The sequence below is a fragment of the Klebsiella sp. G-Nf4 genome, from assembly GCF_002810615.1.
Lineage (GTDB): Bacteria > Pseudomonadota > Gammaproteobacteria > Enterobacterales > Enterobacteriaceae > Klebsiella > Klebsiella variicola.
This window is the reverse complement of record NZ_PION01000001.1, coordinates 960535-979593: the sequence shown is the minus strand read 5'-3', so window position 1 is coordinate 979593 and position 19059 is coordinate 960535. Positions and strand designations below refer to the sequence as shown.

The 19059-nt window shown below is 58.8% G+C and carries 12 protein-coding genes and 1 pseudogene; 2 read left to right on the top strand and 11 right to left on the bottom strand.

Annotation, left to right across the window (positions count from 1 at the left end):
* Positions 1–107: 107 nt before the first annotated feature.
* Genes CWM57_RS04815 through CWM57_RS04800 form a run of 4 tightly spaced genes read right to left on the bottom strand, consistent with a single transcriptional unit; the run spans position 108 to position 6391 of the window.
* A complete protein-coding gene (locus CWM57_RS04815; protein WP_074386079.1) occupies positions 108–1499 on the bottom strand; it encodes a heavy metal sensor histidine kinase in 1392 nt (463 codons plus the stop codon).
* Positions 1483–2184 (bottom strand): heavy metal response regulator transcription factor, encoded by a 702-nt coding sequence (locus CWM57_RS04810; RefSeq protein WP_061154864.1) that lies wholly within the window; start codon positions 2182–2184, stop codon positions 1483–1485. Before CWM57_RS04810 ends, CWM57_RS04815 begins: the two co-directional genes overlap by 17 nt.
* Entirely contained in the window at positions 2181–5261 is a 3081-nt protein-coding gene (locus CWM57_RS04805) for an efflux RND transporter permease subunit (RefSeq protein ID WP_100675700.1), read from the bottom strand. The genes CWM57_RS04810 and CWM57_RS04805 overlap by 4 nt, the downstream gene beginning before the upstream one ends.
* Entirely contained in the window at positions 5258–6391 is a 1134-nt protein-coding gene (locus CWM57_RS04800) for an efflux RND transporter periplasmic adaptor subunit (protein WP_074386214.1), read from the bottom strand. The genes CWM57_RS04805 and CWM57_RS04800 overlap by 4 nt, the downstream gene beginning before the upstream one ends.
* Positions 6392–6547: 156 nt before the next feature.
* Between CWM57_RS04800 and CWM57_RS28385 the strand changes: the two are divergent.
* Together CWM57_RS28385 and CWM57_RS04795 are read left to right on the top strand one after the other, a co-directional pair.
* Positions 6548–6652: pseudogene (locus tag CWM57_RS28385) on the top strand (hypothetical protein); the annotation flags it as partial.
* A 78-nt stretch (positions 6653–6730) separates the two neighbouring features.
* Complete coding sequence (locus CWM57_RS04795; protein WP_100630906.1) at positions 6731–7600, top strand: aldo/keto reductase; 870 nt, start codon at positions 6731–6733, stop codon at positions 7598–7600.
* A gap of 24 nt (positions 7601–7624) precedes the next feature.
* Here CWM57_RS04795 and CWM57_RS04790 read toward each other — a convergent pair whose 3' ends face one another.
* Genes CWM57_RS04790 through CWM57_RS04760 form a run of 7 tightly spaced genes read right to left on the bottom strand, consistent with a single transcriptional unit; the run spans position 7625 to position 19008 of the window.
* Positions 7625–9823 (bottom strand): glycoside hydrolase family 2 protein, encoded by a 2199-nt coding sequence (locus CWM57_RS04790; protein WP_100675699.1) that lies wholly within the window; start codon positions 9821–9823, stop codon positions 7625–7627.
* Positions 9813–12506, bottom strand: coding sequence for a response regulator (locus CWM57_RS04785; protein WP_100675698.1), 2694 nt, complete (start codon positions 12504–12506; stop codon positions 9813–9815). The genes CWM57_RS04790 and CWM57_RS04785 overlap by 11 nt, the downstream gene beginning before the upstream one ends.
* A 2-nt stretch (positions 12507–12508) precedes the next feature.
* Positions 12509–12943, bottom strand: a complete 435-nt coding sequence (locus CWM57_RS04780; RefSeq protein ID WP_025714185.1) for a globin — start codon at positions 12941–12943, stop codon at positions 12509–12511.
* Positions 12940–14334 (bottom strand): DUF3131 domain-containing protein, encoded by a 1395-nt coding sequence (locus CWM57_RS04775; RefSeq protein ID WP_074386074.1) that lies wholly within the window; start codon positions 14332–14334, stop codon positions 12940–12942. The genes CWM57_RS04780 and CWM57_RS04775 overlap by 4 nt, the downstream gene beginning before the upstream one ends.
* Positions 14319–15866, bottom strand: coding sequence for a DUF3131 domain-containing protein (locus CWM57_RS04770; RefSeq protein WP_100630902.1), 1548 nt, complete (start codon positions 15864–15866; stop codon positions 14319–14321). The genes CWM57_RS04775 and CWM57_RS04770 overlap by 16 nt, the downstream gene beginning before the upstream one ends.
* Positions 15863–17194 carry a DUF3131 domain-containing protein gene (locus CWM57_RS04765; protein ID WP_074386073.1) on the bottom strand — a complete coding sequence of 444 codons (1332 nt, stop codon included), beginning with the start codon at positions 17192–17194 and terminating at the stop codon, positions 15863–15865. Before CWM57_RS04765 ends, CWM57_RS04770 begins: the two co-directional genes overlap by 4 nt.
* The gene (locus CWM57_RS04760; protein ID WP_100675697.1) at positions 17191–19008 is read right to left on the bottom strand and encodes a glycosyltransferase; all 1818 of its coding nucleotides are present in this window, start codon (positions 19006–19008) and stop codon (positions 17191–17193) included. The genes CWM57_RS04765 and CWM57_RS04760 overlap by 4 nt, the downstream gene beginning before the upstream one ends.
* Positions 19009–19059: the final 51 nt, after the last annotated feature.

Genomic DNA, 19059 nt, shown 5'->3' with positions numbered 1-19059 from the left:
AGGGAAAAGTGAATTTCCGGAATAAATGTTCTGCAATTATTCGCTTCTGACCATGACCAAAACTCAACGCCCGGATGACAATTTTGTCAGGTTGGCTGGCAACCTCATTACAGGGGAAGTACCAGCGTAAAGCAGCTTCCCTGGCCCGGAATACTTTCCACCTGAACGCTTCCTCCGTGTAATTCGGCAATGGTTTTTACCAGGGCCAGGCCCAGCCCGGTGTTATCCGCGCTGCTGCGTGCCGCATCCACGCGATAAAAGCGGTCAAAAATATGCGGCAAATGCTCCGGACTGATGCCCTCGCCATTATCCTGCACCGCCAGTAAGACTGAGCTGTTCGCCTGAGATGCTTTGAGATGTACCGTACCGCCCGAGCGGGTATGGCGAATAGCATTAGACAGCAGGTTAGAGAGCGCTCGCTGCAAATGCAGAGCATCGGCAGGGAAAGAGACATCCCCCTCATGGGTTAAACGGATGTTTTTATCTTCCGCCAGAATGTCGTAGTAACCGATGAGACGTTCAAATTCCGTGACGCTATTGAGTAACTCCCGGTGCAGCGTTTCGCGGCTGTTATCGGCTCGGGCCAGGAACAGCATAGAGGAAATCATGCGCGACAGTCGTTCGCCTTCTTCGACGATGGCGGCCAGGGTCTCCTGGTACTCTTGCGGGCTGCGGTCTTTACTTTGCGTCACGCTGGCGGCCGAGATCAGGTTGTTAATCGGGCCGCGAAGCTCATGAGCGATGTCGGAGGAGAAGCGGCTTAGCTGTTTAAAGGAGGCTTCAAGCCGGGTCATCATCCCGTCAAAGGAGGCCGCCAGCGCGTTCAATTCTGATGGCCAGTGTTGAGTTGCCAAGCGGGTATCCAGGTCTTCGGCATGAATATACGCAATTTCGCGACTGATTTTGCGCAACGGCAGCAGGCCACGCCGTGCGAGCCAGTAGCCAATGGCCGAAAAAACCACAATGGCCAGCGCTACAGCAATCTGCATCCGCTGCCAGTAATCTTCAATGATTTCATTGTTTCGCGAGACATTCAGCGCAGCCTGAACCAGCCACGGTTGATTGCCTTTCAGGATAAAATTGGTTGACGCGATCAGGTACTTTTCCTTTATCTCTCCTTCGTGATAACGCCATGAACGGTACGTAAAGTCACGGGATGGCGGGGGGAAAACTGCTTCTGGCGCCCGCATAGTCTTCGACTGCGCCCAGACTTTCCCATCAGGGCTGATAATGCGCAGCGAAAGCCGGTCCTGGCGGGCGATAAATTCGAACAGTTCCTGTTGCCAGAGGTCGGTTGGCCCCTGACGTTCGCTGATGGTGGTGGCAATCTCCTGCTGGTACTGCAGGGTGCTGCGCAGTTCGTTCTCATCCTTCTGGCTGAGCTGATTGCGCATAGTGGAGTACAATAGTCCGGAGACGCTGTACAGCACCAGCGACATCGCGAGGGTAAAGTAGAGCGTCAGCCGGAGGGTTATCGACATATTACGCGGGATCTGCATCTTGTCTCTCTTCCAGCACGTAGCCTGCGCCGCGAATGGTGTGAAGCAGTTTCACATCAAAACCATCATCAATTTTGCTGCGCAGACGGCGGATAGCGACGTCAATAACATTGGTTTCCGGGTCAAAGTTCATATCCCAGACCTGTTCTGCCAGCACGGTACGCGATAATACTTCGCCGCTGCGACGCATCAACAGGTTAAGCAGTAAAAACTCTTTCTGCGTCAACTCGATGCGTTTTCCATCACGAATAACGCGATGTTTATGGAAGTCGAGCTGCAGATTGCTGATTTGTAATACGGCGTCTTCCAGCGGTGTGCTATGGACGGTTTGACGACGCATGATGACGCGTACTCTCGCCAGCAATTCGCTAAATGAAAATGGCTTAACCAGATAATCTTCCGCACCCAGCTCAAGCCCTCTGACCCGATCCTCTACGTCATCCCGCGCGGTCAGAAACATCACCGGCGTGGCTTTCCCAGCCTGGCGCGCTAACTCAAGGATTTTCCAGCCGTTCATTCCCGGCAACATCACGTCGAGGACGGCCAGATCGTAGTCGTTGGTCAACAGGTAGTGCAGTCCGTCGACACCGTTATTGGCCACGTCCACGACGAAATCATTCTCTCTGAGCCCTTTTGCGATGTAGTCCGCGGCCATTGACTGGTCTTCTACCAACAGTAGTCTCATTGTTCCTCCAGCAATTGTGCTGCATTCTCCTGTGGACGGGCTTTCCGCTCAAACAGCAGGTATAAAACGGGCGTAATAAACAGCGTGATCAGTTGAGAAAAAAGCAGGCCGCCGACAATCGCCACGCCCATCGGCTGACGAAGCTCGGCGCCCGCGCCCCAGCCAAACGCGATAGGCAGGGCTCCCATCATGGCGCAAAAGGTCGTCATCATGATGGGTCTGAAGCGCTGCAGACAGGCCTGAGTGATTGCTTGATGGGCAGATAAATTATGCTGGCGCTGCGCCGCCAGCGCAAAATCTATCATCATGATGGCATTCTTTTTTACGATCCCGATCAGCAGCAGAATGCCAATCATGGCGATAAAGGTGAGATCCAGATTGCATAGCCTTAACGCCAGCAGCGCGCCGACTGCCGCCGAAGGCAGGCCGAGTAAAATGGTCAATGGGTGGATCCAGCTTTCATACAGCACGCCAAGGATCACGTAGATCACCGCCAGCGCCATCACAATCAGCCAAATCTGGCTACTCTGCGACTGCTGGTACAGCGCCGCCTGCCCGGCGTAGCTCCCAAAGACCGAGGCGGGCATCTGCATGTCGTTCTCGACCTGAGCTATCGCGGCGGTGGCATCCGACAGTGACTTACCGGGCGCCAGGTCGAATGAGACGGTTATCGCCGGCAACTGCCCTTGGTGGTTAACCGCGGTAATTCCTTGCGCACGCGAAATGTGGGTGAAGGTGGTTACCGGTAGCAGTGTGTTGGAAGATGAGCGCACATAGATCTTCGCCAGATCGCTTTCGTTCTGACGAAACGGCTGCTTCACTTCCATAATCACTTCATAGCTGTCTTCCGGGGCGTAGATGGTCGAGACCTGCTGAGTGCCAAAGGCGGCATACAAATTGCTGCGGATCTGGCTGGTATCGACACCGAGCAGTGAGGCTTTATTACGGTCTATCTGCAGATCAGCCTCCAGGCCGTTGAGCTGCGAGTCGCTGTTGACGCCCACAAATACGCCGGTTTTTTTCATCCCCTCCATCAGCTTGTTCGCCCAGTTATTCAGCGCTAACCCATCGCTGCTGTTGACGGATTGCAGCGTGTATTGATAGCTACTTTTCGACGAGCGGCCGCCGATTTTCAGATTTTGTACCGGGCTGAAGAACACGGTGATCCCCGGCATATAGCTGGTTTCTGCTCGCATTTGCTGCACCACCTGCGCCATGGCCGGACGCTGCGAACGATCTGTCAGCGTCAGTACCACCTGCGTGGTGTCATGATCGACCTTGGTGACCATGTCAGCCACGACAGGATCGGCGAGCAACGTTTTGCCGATCTGCTGCGCCACGGCGAGGCGACCGTCATAGGACATGTCCTGTGGCGTATCAATATTCGCTGTGATCTGACCGATATCTTCCTGCGGAAAGAAACTTTTCGGCGCGCTCCAGTAAAGGAAGACCGTCAGCAGTACTGTGGCAAGTGCCGTGAGCACCATCCACATTTTATGGGCGATCGCCACCTCCAGGGCACGTGCGTAACCTTTGAGCAGGGCATCAAATCCGCGTTCGAAATAACGGCTCCACGCAGGCTGCGCTTGCTCAATCTCATGGTCTTTAATCAGCAGCGATACCAGCAGCGGCACCAGCGTTAATGACGCCGCCGCCGAGACCAGGATCGCCAGGGAAACCACCCACGCGAACTCATGGAACAGCAGCCCCAGCGTGCCTGGCATCAGGAAAATGGGCAGGAAAACGGCAACCAGCGACAGCGATATGGAAATGACGGTAAACGCCACTTCGCGCACACCCAGCAGCGCCGCCCGCCATATTGTTTCTCCCTGCTCGCGATAGCGCATGATGTTCTCCAGCACCACGATCGCATCATCGACCACCAGCCCGACGGCGATCGTCAGTCCCATCAGGGAGATACTGTTCAGGCTCATGCCCATCACGTACATCAGGGCAAATGCCCCAAGCAGCGACATCGGCACGCTGAGCGCCGGGATCAGGGTCGCGCGCAGCTGACGAAGGAACAGCAGGATCACCAGAATCACCAGCGCGATAGTCACCAGCAGCGTGATGTTGACGTCATGGATCGCCTGACGGATAGATAAAGAACGGTCGTTGAGCAGTTGCAGGTGTACCGACGGCGGCATTTGTGACTGCAGCCGTGGCAGCAGTGCTTTGATGGCGTCGATAGTTGAGACGATGTTCGCGCCCGGCTGGCGGCTGATGTTCAGTACAATTGCCGTGTGGCCGTTTACCGAGCTGTAGCTCAGGGTGTTCTCAATACTATCCTGCACGCTGGCGATATCGGACAGGCGTACCGGCTGGCCGTTGCGGGTCGCAATAATGACCTGGGCAAAGTCGGCGGCATTACGCAGGTCGCCACGGGTTTGCAGCATCATCATTTGTCGCTTACCGTCCAGTTCTCCAATAGGCGCATTCGAATTTGCCGATTTCAGCGCCGACTGCACGTCAGTGAGCGTCAGGTCCATCGCCGCGAGCTTGTCAGGATCGATTTCAACCCGTACGGCATACTTTTTCTGGCCGCTCACGGTAACTTCAGCCACACCTTTAATCGTGGAAAGTGCCGGAGAAATCAGGTTGTCGCTAAAACGGTTAAGATCCGACAGCGTCATTGAGGGCGAGTCGATGGCAATAATGGCAATGGGGGCATCAGCCGGGTTGACCTTGCGAAACGAGGGTGGGGTGGTCATTTCTGACGGCAGATTTTTCATCGTCTGATACAGGGCGGCCTGTACATCCACCGCGGCTGAATCAATATTCACCGATGGGGCGAACTCCATCACAATGGTGGTGGCCCCCTGCAGACTGGTTGAGGTCAGCGTTGATATTCCGGCGATAGTGGAGAGGTTTTTTTCCAGCGGTGTCGCCACCGATGAGGCCATGGTCTCCGGGCTGGCACCGGAAAGCGATGCGTTAACTTTAATCGTCGGGGTATCAAACTCAGGCAGCGCGGCAACAGGCAGCTTCGTCCAGCAAATGATCCCGGTCACCATCACCGCCAGCCACAGCAGCATCACGGCAATGGGCCGTGACAGACACAATTCAGCAAACTTCATGACCTGGGCTCCTGGGTTGCCGCATGGCTTGCCAGCCTGACGGTCATGTCCGGGCGCAACGCGTTAGCGCCTTCCACGACCACCCGGGTTCCCTGCGCCACGCCATTGACGATCGCCATTCCCTGCTGCATGCGCAACAGCGTGATGGCCTGCGTGGACACGCGTCTGCTGCTATCGACGAGAAAGACGAAGTGACCTTCCGGACCGTTCTGTACAGCCTGAGGTGGCAGTACCACGACATGTTGCGAGCCGGCATCGACGCTGACATCCTCAAATGCCCCCGGCCACAGCAGATGGTCGGCATTCGAAAAACGGGCTTTAAAGACGACAGTGCCGCTATCCGTACTCACGGTGTTATTGATGAAATCCAGTTGTCCCGCGACGTCTTCGCCTCTGGCATTTTTCACCCATACTTTTACCGGTCCCTGGCTTTGCGCGGCCAGTACCGCATTGAGGCTGGCTTCAGGTAAGGTGAACGAAACGCCGACAGGATCGAACTGGTTAATGCTTACCATCGGCGAGGTACTCCCGGGCTGTACCAGACTACCGATGTGGACGTTCAACACCCCGGTTTTACCACTGACGGGGGCATAAATTTTCGTGTAGCCCAGTTGCGCCTGAGCCGTCTCGATATCCTGCTGCGCGGCGCTGCTTTGTGCAGCGTACTGCTGCTGAGTACTTTTTAACGTGTCCCAGTCTGACGCCGAAATATAATTCTTCGCCTTTAAGCTACGGCCGCGGGCGAGATCGTTCTGCGCTTTTGTCAGCTCAGAGTGGGATTCAGCCAGCGTCGCCACCGCATGGCGTAGCGTGGCTTGTTGCGTGCTATCGTCGAGGGTAAACAGCAGTTGTCCCTGCTGAACGAAATCCCCCTCCTTGAAGGCCACCGATTTTACCGTGCCGGTCACCTGAGACTGGATATCGACCTGATTGAGGGAGACCACATGTCCCTGAGTAGAGAGCCGCAGCGGGACGAGTTTCACCTGTGCCTGACTGAGGCTGACAAGCGGTTCGGCGACGTTGTGTGCTGGCGCCGCATCGCTGGTCTGGTGGAGGATACCATACGAAAAAAGGCCAGCGCCTAACATCAGACCAATGATAAGCAGGGGTCTTGTGCGAAGTAGTGTCATGATCATTCGCTGTCTGGAAGAAATAGAGGCAGTCTACTCGTGGGAACCCGACAGAAAGGCGTTAACCAGATGACAATCCTGTCATCTTGCGGTGGAAGACCGAGCAGATAATTCAGTCTGTCCTCGCGGACATGGCTGACGTGAACGCTGCCCGAGGGGGCCGTGGCGGAAGGTGTGGCGTATGACCGTCTGCGATGGCGCAGCACTTTTGACCTGAGTGGGGCATCTCAGCGCACTGCGATTAATGAATTGAATGCATAAGTCAAATCAGGAATGACAGGCTAATCGTGACCGCGTTCCTGTCTTACCATGGTGTTTTAACAAGAGGGGAGCTTCACCGTGGAATATTCCGTATTAAGTAACAACCGTAAAATGCCGATGCTGGGTTTTGGGGTGTTCAAGGTGACCGATAAAGCAGAGTGTAAGCAGTCGGTGCTGAACGCCATTCGTACTGGCTACCGCCTCATCGATACCGCTGCCGTCTACGATAATGAAGATGCGGTGGGTGATGCCGTTCGCGAAGCCATCGCCGAAGGTCTGTGTACCCGAGAGGCGCTATTTATTACCTCCAAACTGTGGGTCCAGGACATGGCCAACACCGGGATGGCGAAAGCCGGGATTGCCGCATCCTTAAAAAAATCCGGGCTGGAATACTTCGATCTTTATCTGTTGCATCAGGCGATGGGCGATTATTTCAGCGCCTGGCGCGCGCTGGAAGACGCGTATGAAGCCGGGAAGCTGAAAGCGATTGGCGTCTCCAATTTCTATCCCCATGTGTTAGCTAACTTCTGCGAAACCGTCAGAATCAGGCCGATGGTGAACCAGGTTGAACTGCATCCCTATTTCGCGCAGCCAGCGGCGCTGGAAACCATGAAGCATTATCACGTTCAGCCTGAAGCCTGGGCGCCGTTAGGCGGCGGGAGACATCACCCGTATGAAGAGGCAATGCTGCAGGGGATTGCCGATGCCCATCAAAAAACCATTGCGCAGGTTATCCTGCGCTGGAACGTGCAGCGTGGCGTCACGGTGATCCCGAAATCCACCCGCCAGGAGCGTATTGAAGAGAACTTTGCCATCTGGGATTTCTCGCTTACCGCGAGCGAAATGGCGCAGATCGGCGCCCTGGATTTAGGTTATGTCGGCGAAGCGGTGAAACACTTTAACCCTGAATTTGTTCGCGGCTGTCTGGGGGTGAAAATCCACGACTGATCGCGGCTCAGCGTGAAGCCGCCTTCATTTAGCCGCCTGAGCTGCGGCGACGGGCTCGGTATGCTGGTTAGCACCCACGCGTTTGCCGCGACGGTTGTCGATGCGGTAGACGATCGTTACGGGCTGCTGGCTGGTGGGGGTGACGGTCAGCTCTCTGATCTTCTGGCCGGCGTCGGGCGGCAGGGTCAGCGTGGTTTCCCCCTGCGTCAGTATCTGGCCATTTTGCCTGACCTGCCAGCTCAGGCGACAATCCTCACAGGCTGCCCAGGTATCGTTAATCGCCCACAGGCGCACCGTCGCCGGGCTTCCCTGACGCCAGCTGGCGGTCACCGGCTCGATGGACGGCAGGATCGGCTGATAGGCGCGCTGCAGGGCATAGTACCCCGCCTTCGGCTGGCGCAGATAATCCACCACCCCCCAGTTGATGGAGGGCCATGTCTCGACAAACATAAAGTGGAACAGGGCGGTCACCGGCTGATAACGCTGGCGGCGGTAGCTCTCCGCCGCCAGTGCCACCAGCTGGGCCTGATACGCCTGGGTATTGGCGATCATTTCCTGAATATTATTTCCCCGCGGAACGCCCGCGAATTTAAAGGTCTGGAAAGGCTGAAAATTATGGTATTTCCATCGCACCCAGCCGGGGTCGTCGGCGGCGGTCGTTTTCGGCCACAGCAGATGAGCCGGGATAATGGTCTTCAGGGTGGAGAGCCGGGGCAGCGCCTGGGCGCCAAACTCGGTAATAATCCCGGTCTTCGCCGGGGCGAGCAGGTCGCGTAGGGTACCGAAATACCAGCCGGCCCAGTAGTGTTCTTCGACGGAGGAAAACCGATGCACGATGCGGGAGGTGTCTTCTGCCAGCGCATCGCCCACCCGCTGCGTCAAGGTCTGGTTTAAGGTTTTATGCCAGTCGGGGAAGCGTTTTTCCATCCACGGCGAGTTCCACGGTGGTTCGTTGTGACCGCCCCAGACAATAATCGCCGGCGAATTGCCGAACTGCTCCATCATCGCCCGGGTCTGGCGCACGGCGTTATCGGCGAAGGCGACGCTGTCATCGTAACCCCACTGCAGGGGGACATCCTGCCAGATCATCAGCCCCATCTCATCGGCCACCTCATACAGCGCGCGGCCCGCCACGTGGCCGTGAACGCGGATGGCATTGGCGTTCATCGCCGTGACAAGCCTGAAATCCCGACGGTACTTTTTCCGCGTCATGGTGCTTAGCCATGGGGAGCCAATATAGTTGCTGCCCTTAATGAACAGCCGTCTGTCGTTGATGCGCCAGCCCTGATTATCCGCCAGCGCTTCCACCTTACGTAATCCGGTGCGGGTGACGGCGGTATCCATCATTCCCCGGTTATCCGTTAGGCTGGCGCGCACCCGGTACAGGTTCGGCTTGCCTGCGCCCACGGGCCACCAGAGCTTCGCGGACGGCATGGGCAGCGAGACGTGCAGGACACCTGCGGTTTTCTCCAGAGTGACCGCGAAGGCCTGTTGAAAACGTGGGCCGGAAAAATTGTCCGGGGTAGCCGTCAGGCGTAGCGTGACGGGGCCGGGCGTCACGGCGCGATAGCGTATTTCGGCACGCAGCATGGGCTGCTCCAGCCCCTGTTGCCAGTCCGGGCGCAGGATCACCTCGTCGATGGTGACGCCGCGGCTCAGATGGAGCTTCACCGGCGCCCAGATCCCCCCGGAGTTGGCATCCTGCCCCTGAACCGACCAGGCGCCGCCCGGGCGGGTGTCGTGCTGATTCAGGATCCCTTTCATCAGCGTTTTGTGCAGCGGCCAGATCTTTTGCGGGTCTTCATAGGGGCTGTCGACCCGCACGGCGAGCTGATTATGGCGGCGTACGGCCCCGCTGATGTCCACCGGGAAGCGCTGAAAATAGCCCTCGTGTCGGGCCAGCGTCTTGCCGTTGAGCGCCACCTCGGCAAAGTAATCGACGCCGTCAAACACCAGCGTCGCCATGGCATCCGGCGACATGCCATGCAGGGTAAACTGATGGCGATACCACAGGGCACCCTGATGATCGTATCCGGCGCTGTACCAGTTTGCCGGTACCCGCAGCGTGCGCCAGTCGCCGTCGGAAGCCTGCGCGCCGTTGAAGGCGCTGTCGTTGGCGTCATGCACCCGCCATTGTCCGGCCAGTGACCAGGTCACCGGCGTAGAACCGGCATGCGCCAGCGGCAGGCAAACGACCAGCAGCAGAAGGCGTCTATGGATCACGGAGGACCTCCTGCGATCTGCGATGTAGCCACCGGTGGCAGCCTGTGGTTGCCTCGGCCAGCGCGTCGCGCAGGTCATCTGGCACGGTCTGGTCGGGCGACGTCGCCTGGCTCTCCAGCTGCTGAAGCACCCCGGCAAGGCGTTGAAAGCCGAGGGTAACCGCCTCGCCGCGCAGCTTGTGGGCGGTACGGCGCCACGTCTCCCGGTCATTGGCGTCAATGGCGTGGGTGAGGGCGATGATTGCGGCGTCAAGCCCTTCAGCGAAGAGTCCCAGCAGCTCCTCGACCAGCTCAGGATTGTCGGCGCACTGTTTTAGCAGGTGGGCCTCGTCCGGCAGGCCTGCCTCTTCGTCCGGACCGCTATCTTCCGCTGCGCCGACGCGGGCGATGGCTTCCTTCAGCGCCTCCTGGCTCACCGGTTTGGCGATATAGTCGTCGAAGCCCATCGCCAGACAGCGATCTCTATCGCCCTGCATGGCGTGGGCGGTCATGGCAATCGCGGGCTGGTGCTCCCGGCCCCGCGCCAGCGTCTCTTCGCGCAGCAGGCGGATGGCGGTTTCACCGTCCATCTCCGGCATTTGCAGATCGATCAGCAGGAGATCCCAGCAGGCGGCGTGCCAGCGCTCCAGCGCCTCCCGGCCGTTATTCACCACTTCGCAGCGGTGGCCAAGCTGTTCCAGCAGTCGTCTGGCGACCTTTTGATTCACCAGGTTATCTTCGGCCAGCAGGATATGCAGCCCGGCCTGGGCCTTGATCGGCACCGCAACGGGGGCTGGCGTTGACGCCGCCACCGGTGCGGGAACCAGAATCCCGGCGATAACCTGATGCAGTTCGCGCTGCGCCACCGGTTTATGCAGATAGTGGGCGATACCGATGCGCTTAAGCATATTGGCGTCAAAATGGCGGCTCATGGAGCTGAGCATAATGATTTGGCTTTGTCTGGCCTCGGGCAGGGCGGAGAGCTCCAGCGCCAGCGACACACCGTCCATATCCGGCATCTGCGCATCCAGCAGGATCAGTGGCCAGGGCGGCCCTTCGGCGGCCCGGCGTAGCGCCTCGCCGGCGTTGTCCACGCAGCTTGGCATCAGCCCCATCTGGCGAAGCATGGTGTCGAGCAGGCGCAGGTTGGTGCTGTTGTCGTCAACCACCAGCACCCGCTGGTTGTTGAAGCGGCTCAGCGGAGCGCTACCGGAGGCCGCGGCGTTCAGGCCTTCCAGCGGCAGGGTGAAGGCAAATTCGCTGCCCGCCCCGGGCTGGCTCTCCACCGTCAGCTCGCCGCCCATCAGGCTGACCAGGCGGGCCGAAATGGTTAACCCCAGCCCGGTGCCGCCGTAGCGGCGGGTGGTGGAGCTATCGGCCTGGCTGAAGGCCTCGAAGATCGCCTTTTGCTTCTCTGGGGCGATGCCGATCCCGGTATCGCGAATGCGAAAGCGCCAGCGGTTTTCGTCGCCGGCCGGCGCTATCGCCAGCAGGACCTCCCCCTGATGAGTGAACTTCAGCGCATTACCCAACAGGTTTGTCAGAATTTGCCGCAGCCGGGGGCCATCGACGATCAGCACCTCCGGTACCGCAGGGGAGATATCCACCAGCAGCTCAATGCCCTTTTCGCTGGCGGCAGGCATATGCGGGCGGATCAGCGACTGGATAAAGGGGCGGATCTCCAGCGGCTCTTCGTCCACCTGCATCTTGCCCGACTCAATGCGTGAGAAATCAAGAATGTCGTTAATAATGTGCAGCAGCGACTGGGCTGAGCTCATCACCAGCGAAAGGTACTCCCGCTGCTCCGCGGTCAGCGGCGTATCGAGGCACAGTTGCGTCATGCCGAGAATGCCGTTCATCGGGGTGCGGATTTCGTGGCTCATATTGGCGAGGAAGGCGCTTTTCGCTTCGTTCGCCTCGCGAGCCTCCTTCGCCGCCTCAATGGCCAGCAGCTCTGCAGCTTTGCGCCGGGTAATATCCTGCAACGTCCCGATCACCCGCTCTGCCTGCTGCTGCATATTGAGAGTGACGATCTGCCCGGAGAGCAGCATCCAGCGCCAGCCCTGCGTCGGGTGCTGGACGCGAAGTTCGCATTCAAAAACCGGCATATGTTCGTTTTGCGAGGCGATCATCGCCTGCTGCAGGGTAGTGCGATCGTCCTCGTGAACCAGATTGAGCATAAAACGCAGCGGATAACGCCACTGTGCGCGCGACTGGCCGACCATCGCCAGCAGGGTGTCATTCACCTGCAGGTTGTCGTGGGAGACCTGCCAGTCCCAGATACCGATCTGGATCGACTCCGCGGTGAATAAAAAATCGTCGTGAAGCTGGTGACGTGCGCGTCGGGCCTCGTCAAGCTCGGTGATGTCGGTATGCAGACTGACAATTCCACCATCCGCCAGCCGCTGATGCTGAACGTAAATCCGGCGGTTGCCCGACTGGCGGACCTCGCAGTGGTTCGTCTGGCGGCAGTTGCGGATAATCATCTCGCGTAGCGTCTGTTGCCGGCCAGGGTCGATGTTATACCCGGCATCGATGAACTTCTCCGCCAGGCTCTCAAGGGGAGCGCCGACGGCCAGCCAGGGCGCGATCGCGGGATAAAACAGCGCCACCTTATCATTCCAGGCCTGCAGTCGTTCGCGCTCATCGTAGATCATCACCGCCGAGGGCAGGACGTTGAGGTCGACACGGTTAGCGGCGCACATGATTACTGACCTGCTGTCTGATAGTGGAGCTCCGCCTGGCGGCGTAGATACTCAAGGCCAGGGGCGATCGCCATCGCCCATGCAGTGAGGATCTCTTCATCGCACAGCGGATCGCTGGCGCGGACGGTTTTGAGCATGGCTTCCCGCCACAGTGCAAAAAAACGCGGCGGCAGGCGCAGGCCTTCCTCGCTCTGCTCGCGCGCCAGCCGTTCCAGAAAATCGGGTACGAAGAGATCACCGTTGACCGCCAGCATGGCGAAAAAGCTTTTAAAGATCATCTGCTGGCCTTCCTCGCCCGGGCGTCGTGAAAAGTGCTGCTCCGTCTCGGGAGACATATGGATAAAGGTGCTGTAGAAGGCCTGAAAAAAGCGCTTTTTATCGTGCTCCGGTACGACGCGATTCAGGCTGGCTTCAAAAAGATCGCGATAAAACTTCATGGTGCGTTCCTCATGACCCGTTCGCCCGGCAGGCAACGGCCGGGTGGGTTAAATTCGTCCGTCGTGCGGTGGGCAAAATAGCTGTTGTCATTCGCGAGGCCGTTTTTGAACAACGGTCCGGCGTTATGTTTGTAAAGCAGCGCCTCCAGCACCATGGCGTTGGTGGAGAGGGTGAGGGTGGCGTTGACGTCGCCGGTGGCCTCGACCCGCCCTTCAAACCAGCCGCGCTGTGGGTCGTTAAGATGGGCAGTGACCGCCATTAGCGCATCGGTATACTCGGCCTTCCATAGCGTCCACAGGACAAAGACCGCTTTGGTGGTCACCTGCGCCAGTCGGGGATAGTATTTCCCGTCGTCCCCGAGCGTATTCCAGGCGTAGCCATTCCCCCACACGGTGTCTTCCACGTGCCAGGGCGCCTGGCTAAGCGAAAAATCGGCCCGGGCGGTTAGCACTTTATCCTGTGTCCAGCGCGTTTTCTGGCTGAGCCATATCCCTTCCGCCCGTTCGCGCATGGCTTTTTGTACCTCTTCCGGCACGCCGGGCGGCTGCCAGCCGAACTCCAGTCCCGGTAGCATGGCGGGCAGAGTGGAGAGCACCACGGGTTGCCAGGTGGTGCGCGGGTCGCGGTCGTCAACGGCGAGGCGGCGCTGATACATAATCACATTGCGCGCCGGGGGAGAGAAGGCCTTGCCGACCGGGAATCCCCACAGGCGAAACGCGCTGGCGGCGTATTCACTGTCTCCCAGCCGAAGCTCCTCGCGGATCGTCTGCTGACCGTTCTGCAGTGAGGCGGACCACAGCTCTCCGTCTTTATCGATCACCGGGCAGAAGTTCCAGCGCAGGATAATTTTATCAATGTACTCGCCGTACTGCGGCGCACGTTCGGCGGTGAGCCGCAGGGCGAGCATCAGTCGGGCCATATCTTTTGCTGACCAGCCGCTGGCCGCCGGTTTGCCGCTGAAGTCGACAGGGGTCGCCGTCTGAGTGGAGTATAGCCTGCCCGGCGAACCGCCGTCGGTCAGCGTCAGGCGATTGAGGGTGCCAAGCAGGGGCGTCAGGCGGGCGTCGAATTCGGCTTCCTTTACCAGCCCCAGCTCTCTGGCGGCGAGGAGGGCGATAAGGGTGTCGCCCATCTGCCACAGCGTCGCCCGCGGCTGTTTGTCGCTGCCGTTGACCAGGCCGGTTTGCGGCTGGGTATTGTTCTTGACATACTGCCAGGCGATCTGCGCCCACGTCCGCTCCTGCGGCGTCAGGCTGCTGATACGGGCGGTGGTGTGCCAGCCGCCTTTGGTCAGCCAGCGCCACCCCGCGCCTTCGCGACTGAACAGCGCCAGCGCGATAAGCAGCAGGACGACGGCGACAGCCAGCCAGCGAGCTAGGGTTTTAAGCATTGCGCGGTCACCGGCGGAAGTTTAACGGGCTCGTCAGCCTGGCAGGCGGCGCACTGGCAGGCCTGGCAGGCGGGTTTGGTGCGCTGCGTGGTCCCGGTCTGTTCGCACCATGTTTTGACGGCAGGAGTGTTGCTCAGGAACGGACGGTTGCGCGGGCTGTTATTCGGCTCAAAGAGATCCACCAGCTTTTTGTCCCACAGCGATGGGGCGAAATCGCGGTTTTTCGGATTGTCGCTGGAAAACTGCAGCAGTTTGCCCTCTTTTTTAAACAGCAGCGCTTCCAGCATGATGCCGTTATTATTGGCGGTGAATTCATTGATTGGGCCGTCGCCGTTTTCATACAGTCCCTCGTAATAGCCTTTTCCCGCTTCGTTCGCATTTTCAATGGCATCCAGCAGACGATCGGTATAGGGCGAGTTCCACAGCACCCACATCCCCATCGCCGCTTTGAGCGACACCGCGGCGCTGTTCGGTACGAACTGACCTTTGTCGGTTATCGTGTTCCAGTTAAAACCGTCGCTGAACACGGTGTCATAGACAAAGTACGGGGATTTATCGAGCTGATGCTCGGAGCGGGCAGTGAGGATCCCGGTGATGGCGTAGCGATTCTCCTGAGCCTGATAAACCCGGTCGGCGAAGTTTTTCATCCACGGATGGGAGTACTCGCGCGGGCTGTTGTTCCGGTCAGCAGGATTATCAAAGCCAAACTCCATGCCATACAGCACATAGGATTCACTGACCACATAGTTATGCTGGCTGGTTTGCCGCGGGTCGCGAGAATCATAAGGGACCATCACGCAGTAAATCTCCGCCAGCTCATACGGTTGAGGCCGGCTGGCCTGACAGGTGTTAAATCCCCATAGCTGAAAGCCCGCCGCGCCGTACTCCTCGTAGCCGAGGCGCCCTTCCTGAACGTATTTGGGCTGGCCGTTTTCCAGATACGCCCCGTACAGCGTGCCGCAGGGATCGACCACGTGGCTAAAATCCCACCCCAATACTACGTTATCGATGCTGTTGCTGTATTCCGGATAGCGCTCCTTGATCACCTTCAGCCAGATCAACATTCTGCCGATATCCAGCGCCGAATAGCCGATTTCACCCGGTTGGTTCTGGTAGTTCACCTTTTGTCCGCTAATGGTGTTATAGGCTTTGTTGGGCAGCTCATTACGGAATAAAACGAGCTTATTCAGCGTGGCGAGAAACTTCAGCATCCGACGGTCGAATTCCGCTTTGTCAATAATTCCCAGCTCACGGGCCGCGGTCATTGCGGCCAGATAGGAGGCACTGTCCCACATGGTGGTGGAGGGGTATTTATTAACCGCATTAACCAGTCCGGTCGTGGGTTGAAAGTTGGTGACGAAATATTGCCAGGCATTTTTGGCAATAGTCATCTCCCTTGGCGTGAGCTCCCCGCTGCGCGGGGCGTATTCCGCTGCCGGCAGCCCGGTTTCAGCCTGTACGGCAGAAAGTGAGAGCCACAGCGCCATGAGTCCGGCCAGCAGGGGGAAACGGGATAACAGTGTCAGCTTCATGGCGTTGCTCCTGCTGAGGACGTGAGTGGGGGGGCAGGGCTCAGGCAGGCCAGACACAGCATCTGCCCCCGGGAAATGTAGGCCAGGCTTTCGAGCACGATCGCGTTAGTATCGCCGTCAATAACGTCGTTGACGCTGCGGTTGAGATTTAACCCACGCTGCCAGCCCTTGCCCGGGACCTGCAGCGTCTGAACCTGCTGGCGCAGCGCCTCGCTCCAGCTATTACGGAACAGGGCGTACCAGGCAAAGGCGGTGCGGGTGGAGGTGATCGCCGTTTGCTCCGGGGCGGCGCTGCGTGGGGCGAAGGCGCTCGGCGGCTGCCGGTCGGCCAGCGCGCTGGCATAATCCGGGGCAGGCTCGGCGTAGTCGGTGCTGATCGGCGGCTTGCTGACCTTCAGGCTATGCCGCCGTTGTTGAATTTGCATAATACGCCAGGCGATCTCAGCGCTTTGCGCGTCGAAACCCAGCTCAAGCCCGGTTAACAAGTACGGCAGGCTGATCAGCGACGGCTGTCTCCCCCAGGGCGTGCGCAGCCCCTCGTCAGGCACCATGATGCCGTCGATATCGACCATCTGCTGCCCCTGGGGCGGATTGGTCACCGCCAGCCCCGCTGCGCTGTCGATCAGCCGTAATGTATGGCTGGCATAGAGTCGGTAGCCAAAGCTGTCCCGCGGTTCATCCGCCGCCAGCGCCCAGTGGTGCAGCGGCGCCGCGGCCTGGCTGGCGGGGCTGTTGCTGATGAGCGCGCCGACCTGCCACTGATTAAACAGATCTCGCACCGCATCCGCATGCTGAGGATAGCGCCAGAGCAGCGTTTGCAGGGCAGTGAGCAGGCGTCCCATACCGATGGCGGAGGCGTCCGGGTTGCCGAGGATCTGCAGCGTGTCGGCATGGTACTGGGCAGCGGGCAATCCCTGGTCGTTGAGCGGCAGTTGACCGAGTGTAAACAGGGCGGCGGCAATGCGCTCATCACCTTCGGCGACGGTCACAATATGCAGCTGCTGTGCGGCGACCACGGCGAAAAGATAGCTCCCGACGCTCCACAGGCTGAGCCAGGGTTCGCCATCGTGCGCGTTGGCCAGACCGTTTGGCTGGGTATTGTTGACATAATACTGCCAGGCCACCCGCGCCCAGATGGCCTCGTCAAAGGTCAGCGCGCGCGGGGCGGGCAGCGGCGGGAAATCCTGACTCAATATCAACCCGCCGCTGCTCTCGACGCGCGCAGGCATTTGCTTTTCCACCCACACGACAATCGCAAAGCCCAGCAGGAAGCCAATGAGGATGGTGAGATAGCTGCGGGCGGAAAGCAGGGCGTCGCGTATTCTCATTGGCTTGCCTCCTGCTCTTCGGGGGGCGTCCACATGGCGGCGAAGATCAGCGGCAGCATGGCGGCAATATTCACCGCGCCCCAGAAGATGTTGATGACATACCCTGAGGGGTCGTCAACCTGTCCGCGCGCCACCTGAATACCGCCCCATATCAGCCCCGCCAGGGTAAGCAAAACGATGGCAATTTGCGGCTTGACGAGATAGAGAAAGCGGCCCGTCTGTCGCTCTTTCGGCGTGACGTGAAATTTGATCTGCTCGCCGCGCAAAACGGTGTTCAGCGCCCGCAGGTTCATCGAGAAAAAGGAGAGGTAAGAGGCCCGGCCGTCCCAGGCCGAAATGCCCCAGGTACCGAACATAAAGGCCAGTTCGGAGACAATAAAAAAGGGTAAAAAGTGCAGATAGAAAGGGGTAGACCACGCCGACACCGGGGGAATGCCGGTGAAGAGATAGATAATGGGTGAAATCAGGAATACGGTATTCCACACGCAGGCCAGATAGGACCAGAAGGTGGTGGCGTACATCAGCGTTTGCGGCAGCGAGAGTTTAAAGCGGCGTCGGCTGAAGATGTTGTCATGGAACAGGATATCCAGCGATCCCGCAGCGTACTTAAAGCGCTGGATCATCCACGTCAGCATATCCTGTGGAGAGAGCATTTTTGATTCGATCCGCGGGTGCATCACCGAACGCCAGCGACGCGCGGCGTCGCCGTGCAGCAGGATGGAGGTATAAATATCTTCCGAGACGTGAAACTTGTAGGGGGTCAGTTCGGTATCGAAGGCTACGTGGGGGCGCATGGCATCCTGTAGCGCTTCCCGCGTTGCGGGATCGCGAATATCCCGCGTATGACGCGCGATCTCTGCCTCAACGCTCCAGACGTAGCTGCGCAGCGCCGCCTGCATTACCGCTTCGCGCCGGTGAACGGAGGCAGCGCCGCAGCAGAACGCGGCGTTAGCCCAGTTGCGGCGGCGTAAAATCACGTCGTAGAACATGCGCGGATCGTTGAAAAAGGGGTCGCGGCCGATGGTCACCGGACCGACGATTTTCTGCGCCAGCCAGCCCACTCCGTAGCCTGCGTTGCCTGCCTTACGCCGCAGCCAGCGCGCCAGGTTTTCGCCTTCTGGTAGATCGAAAAACCACTGCGGGGTTTGCACCCAGGCGACGTCCGGATCACGAAAATAGCCGAGCGTGTGACTGAGCAGGGTCGGGAAAACGCGGGTATCGGCGTCACAGATGATCAGAAAGTCGCCGTCGGTGTGTTCCAGCCCGTTGCGCAGGTTACCGGCTTTATAGCCGATATTGCTCTGACGGGTGATGTAGTTCGCCCCCTCCTGCTCGCAGACCGCCTTCATTTCCGGACGACGCCCGTCGTCAAGGACATGCACCTTATAGTCGAGCGGACCGGGATAGGTCATCTGCATAGCGTCACGAATCGACAGCCTGACCAGCTCCACGTCTTCTGAATACGTGGCGATAAACAGATCGACTTTAATCGGCCTCGACTCCACCGCTTCATCCGCGCGCAAACAGTCGTTGATCTCCGTCGGGGGCGCGCTTTGCGGAGGATCTTCTTCCTGCCATAAATTAATGGTGAACAGGACGGTGCCAATCCACGCCAGGGTTTCCGCCAGCACCAGAGGGATCGCATACCACAGGGCGTCAGTGTTTAAGGACGCGGTCCAGCGCCAGTAAATATAATTGGCGCCAAGAACCAGGGCGGCCACAGCGAATACCTGCCAGATCATTCTCACCCAGTTCGGGGTGCTGAGCGGCTCAGGCGGTCGGCGATGTTCAAAACGGGAAAAATAAAAATCCATAGCAAGGATATCCTGATTCCGCGCTGAGTTTGAGTGACAGATCTGTTATCG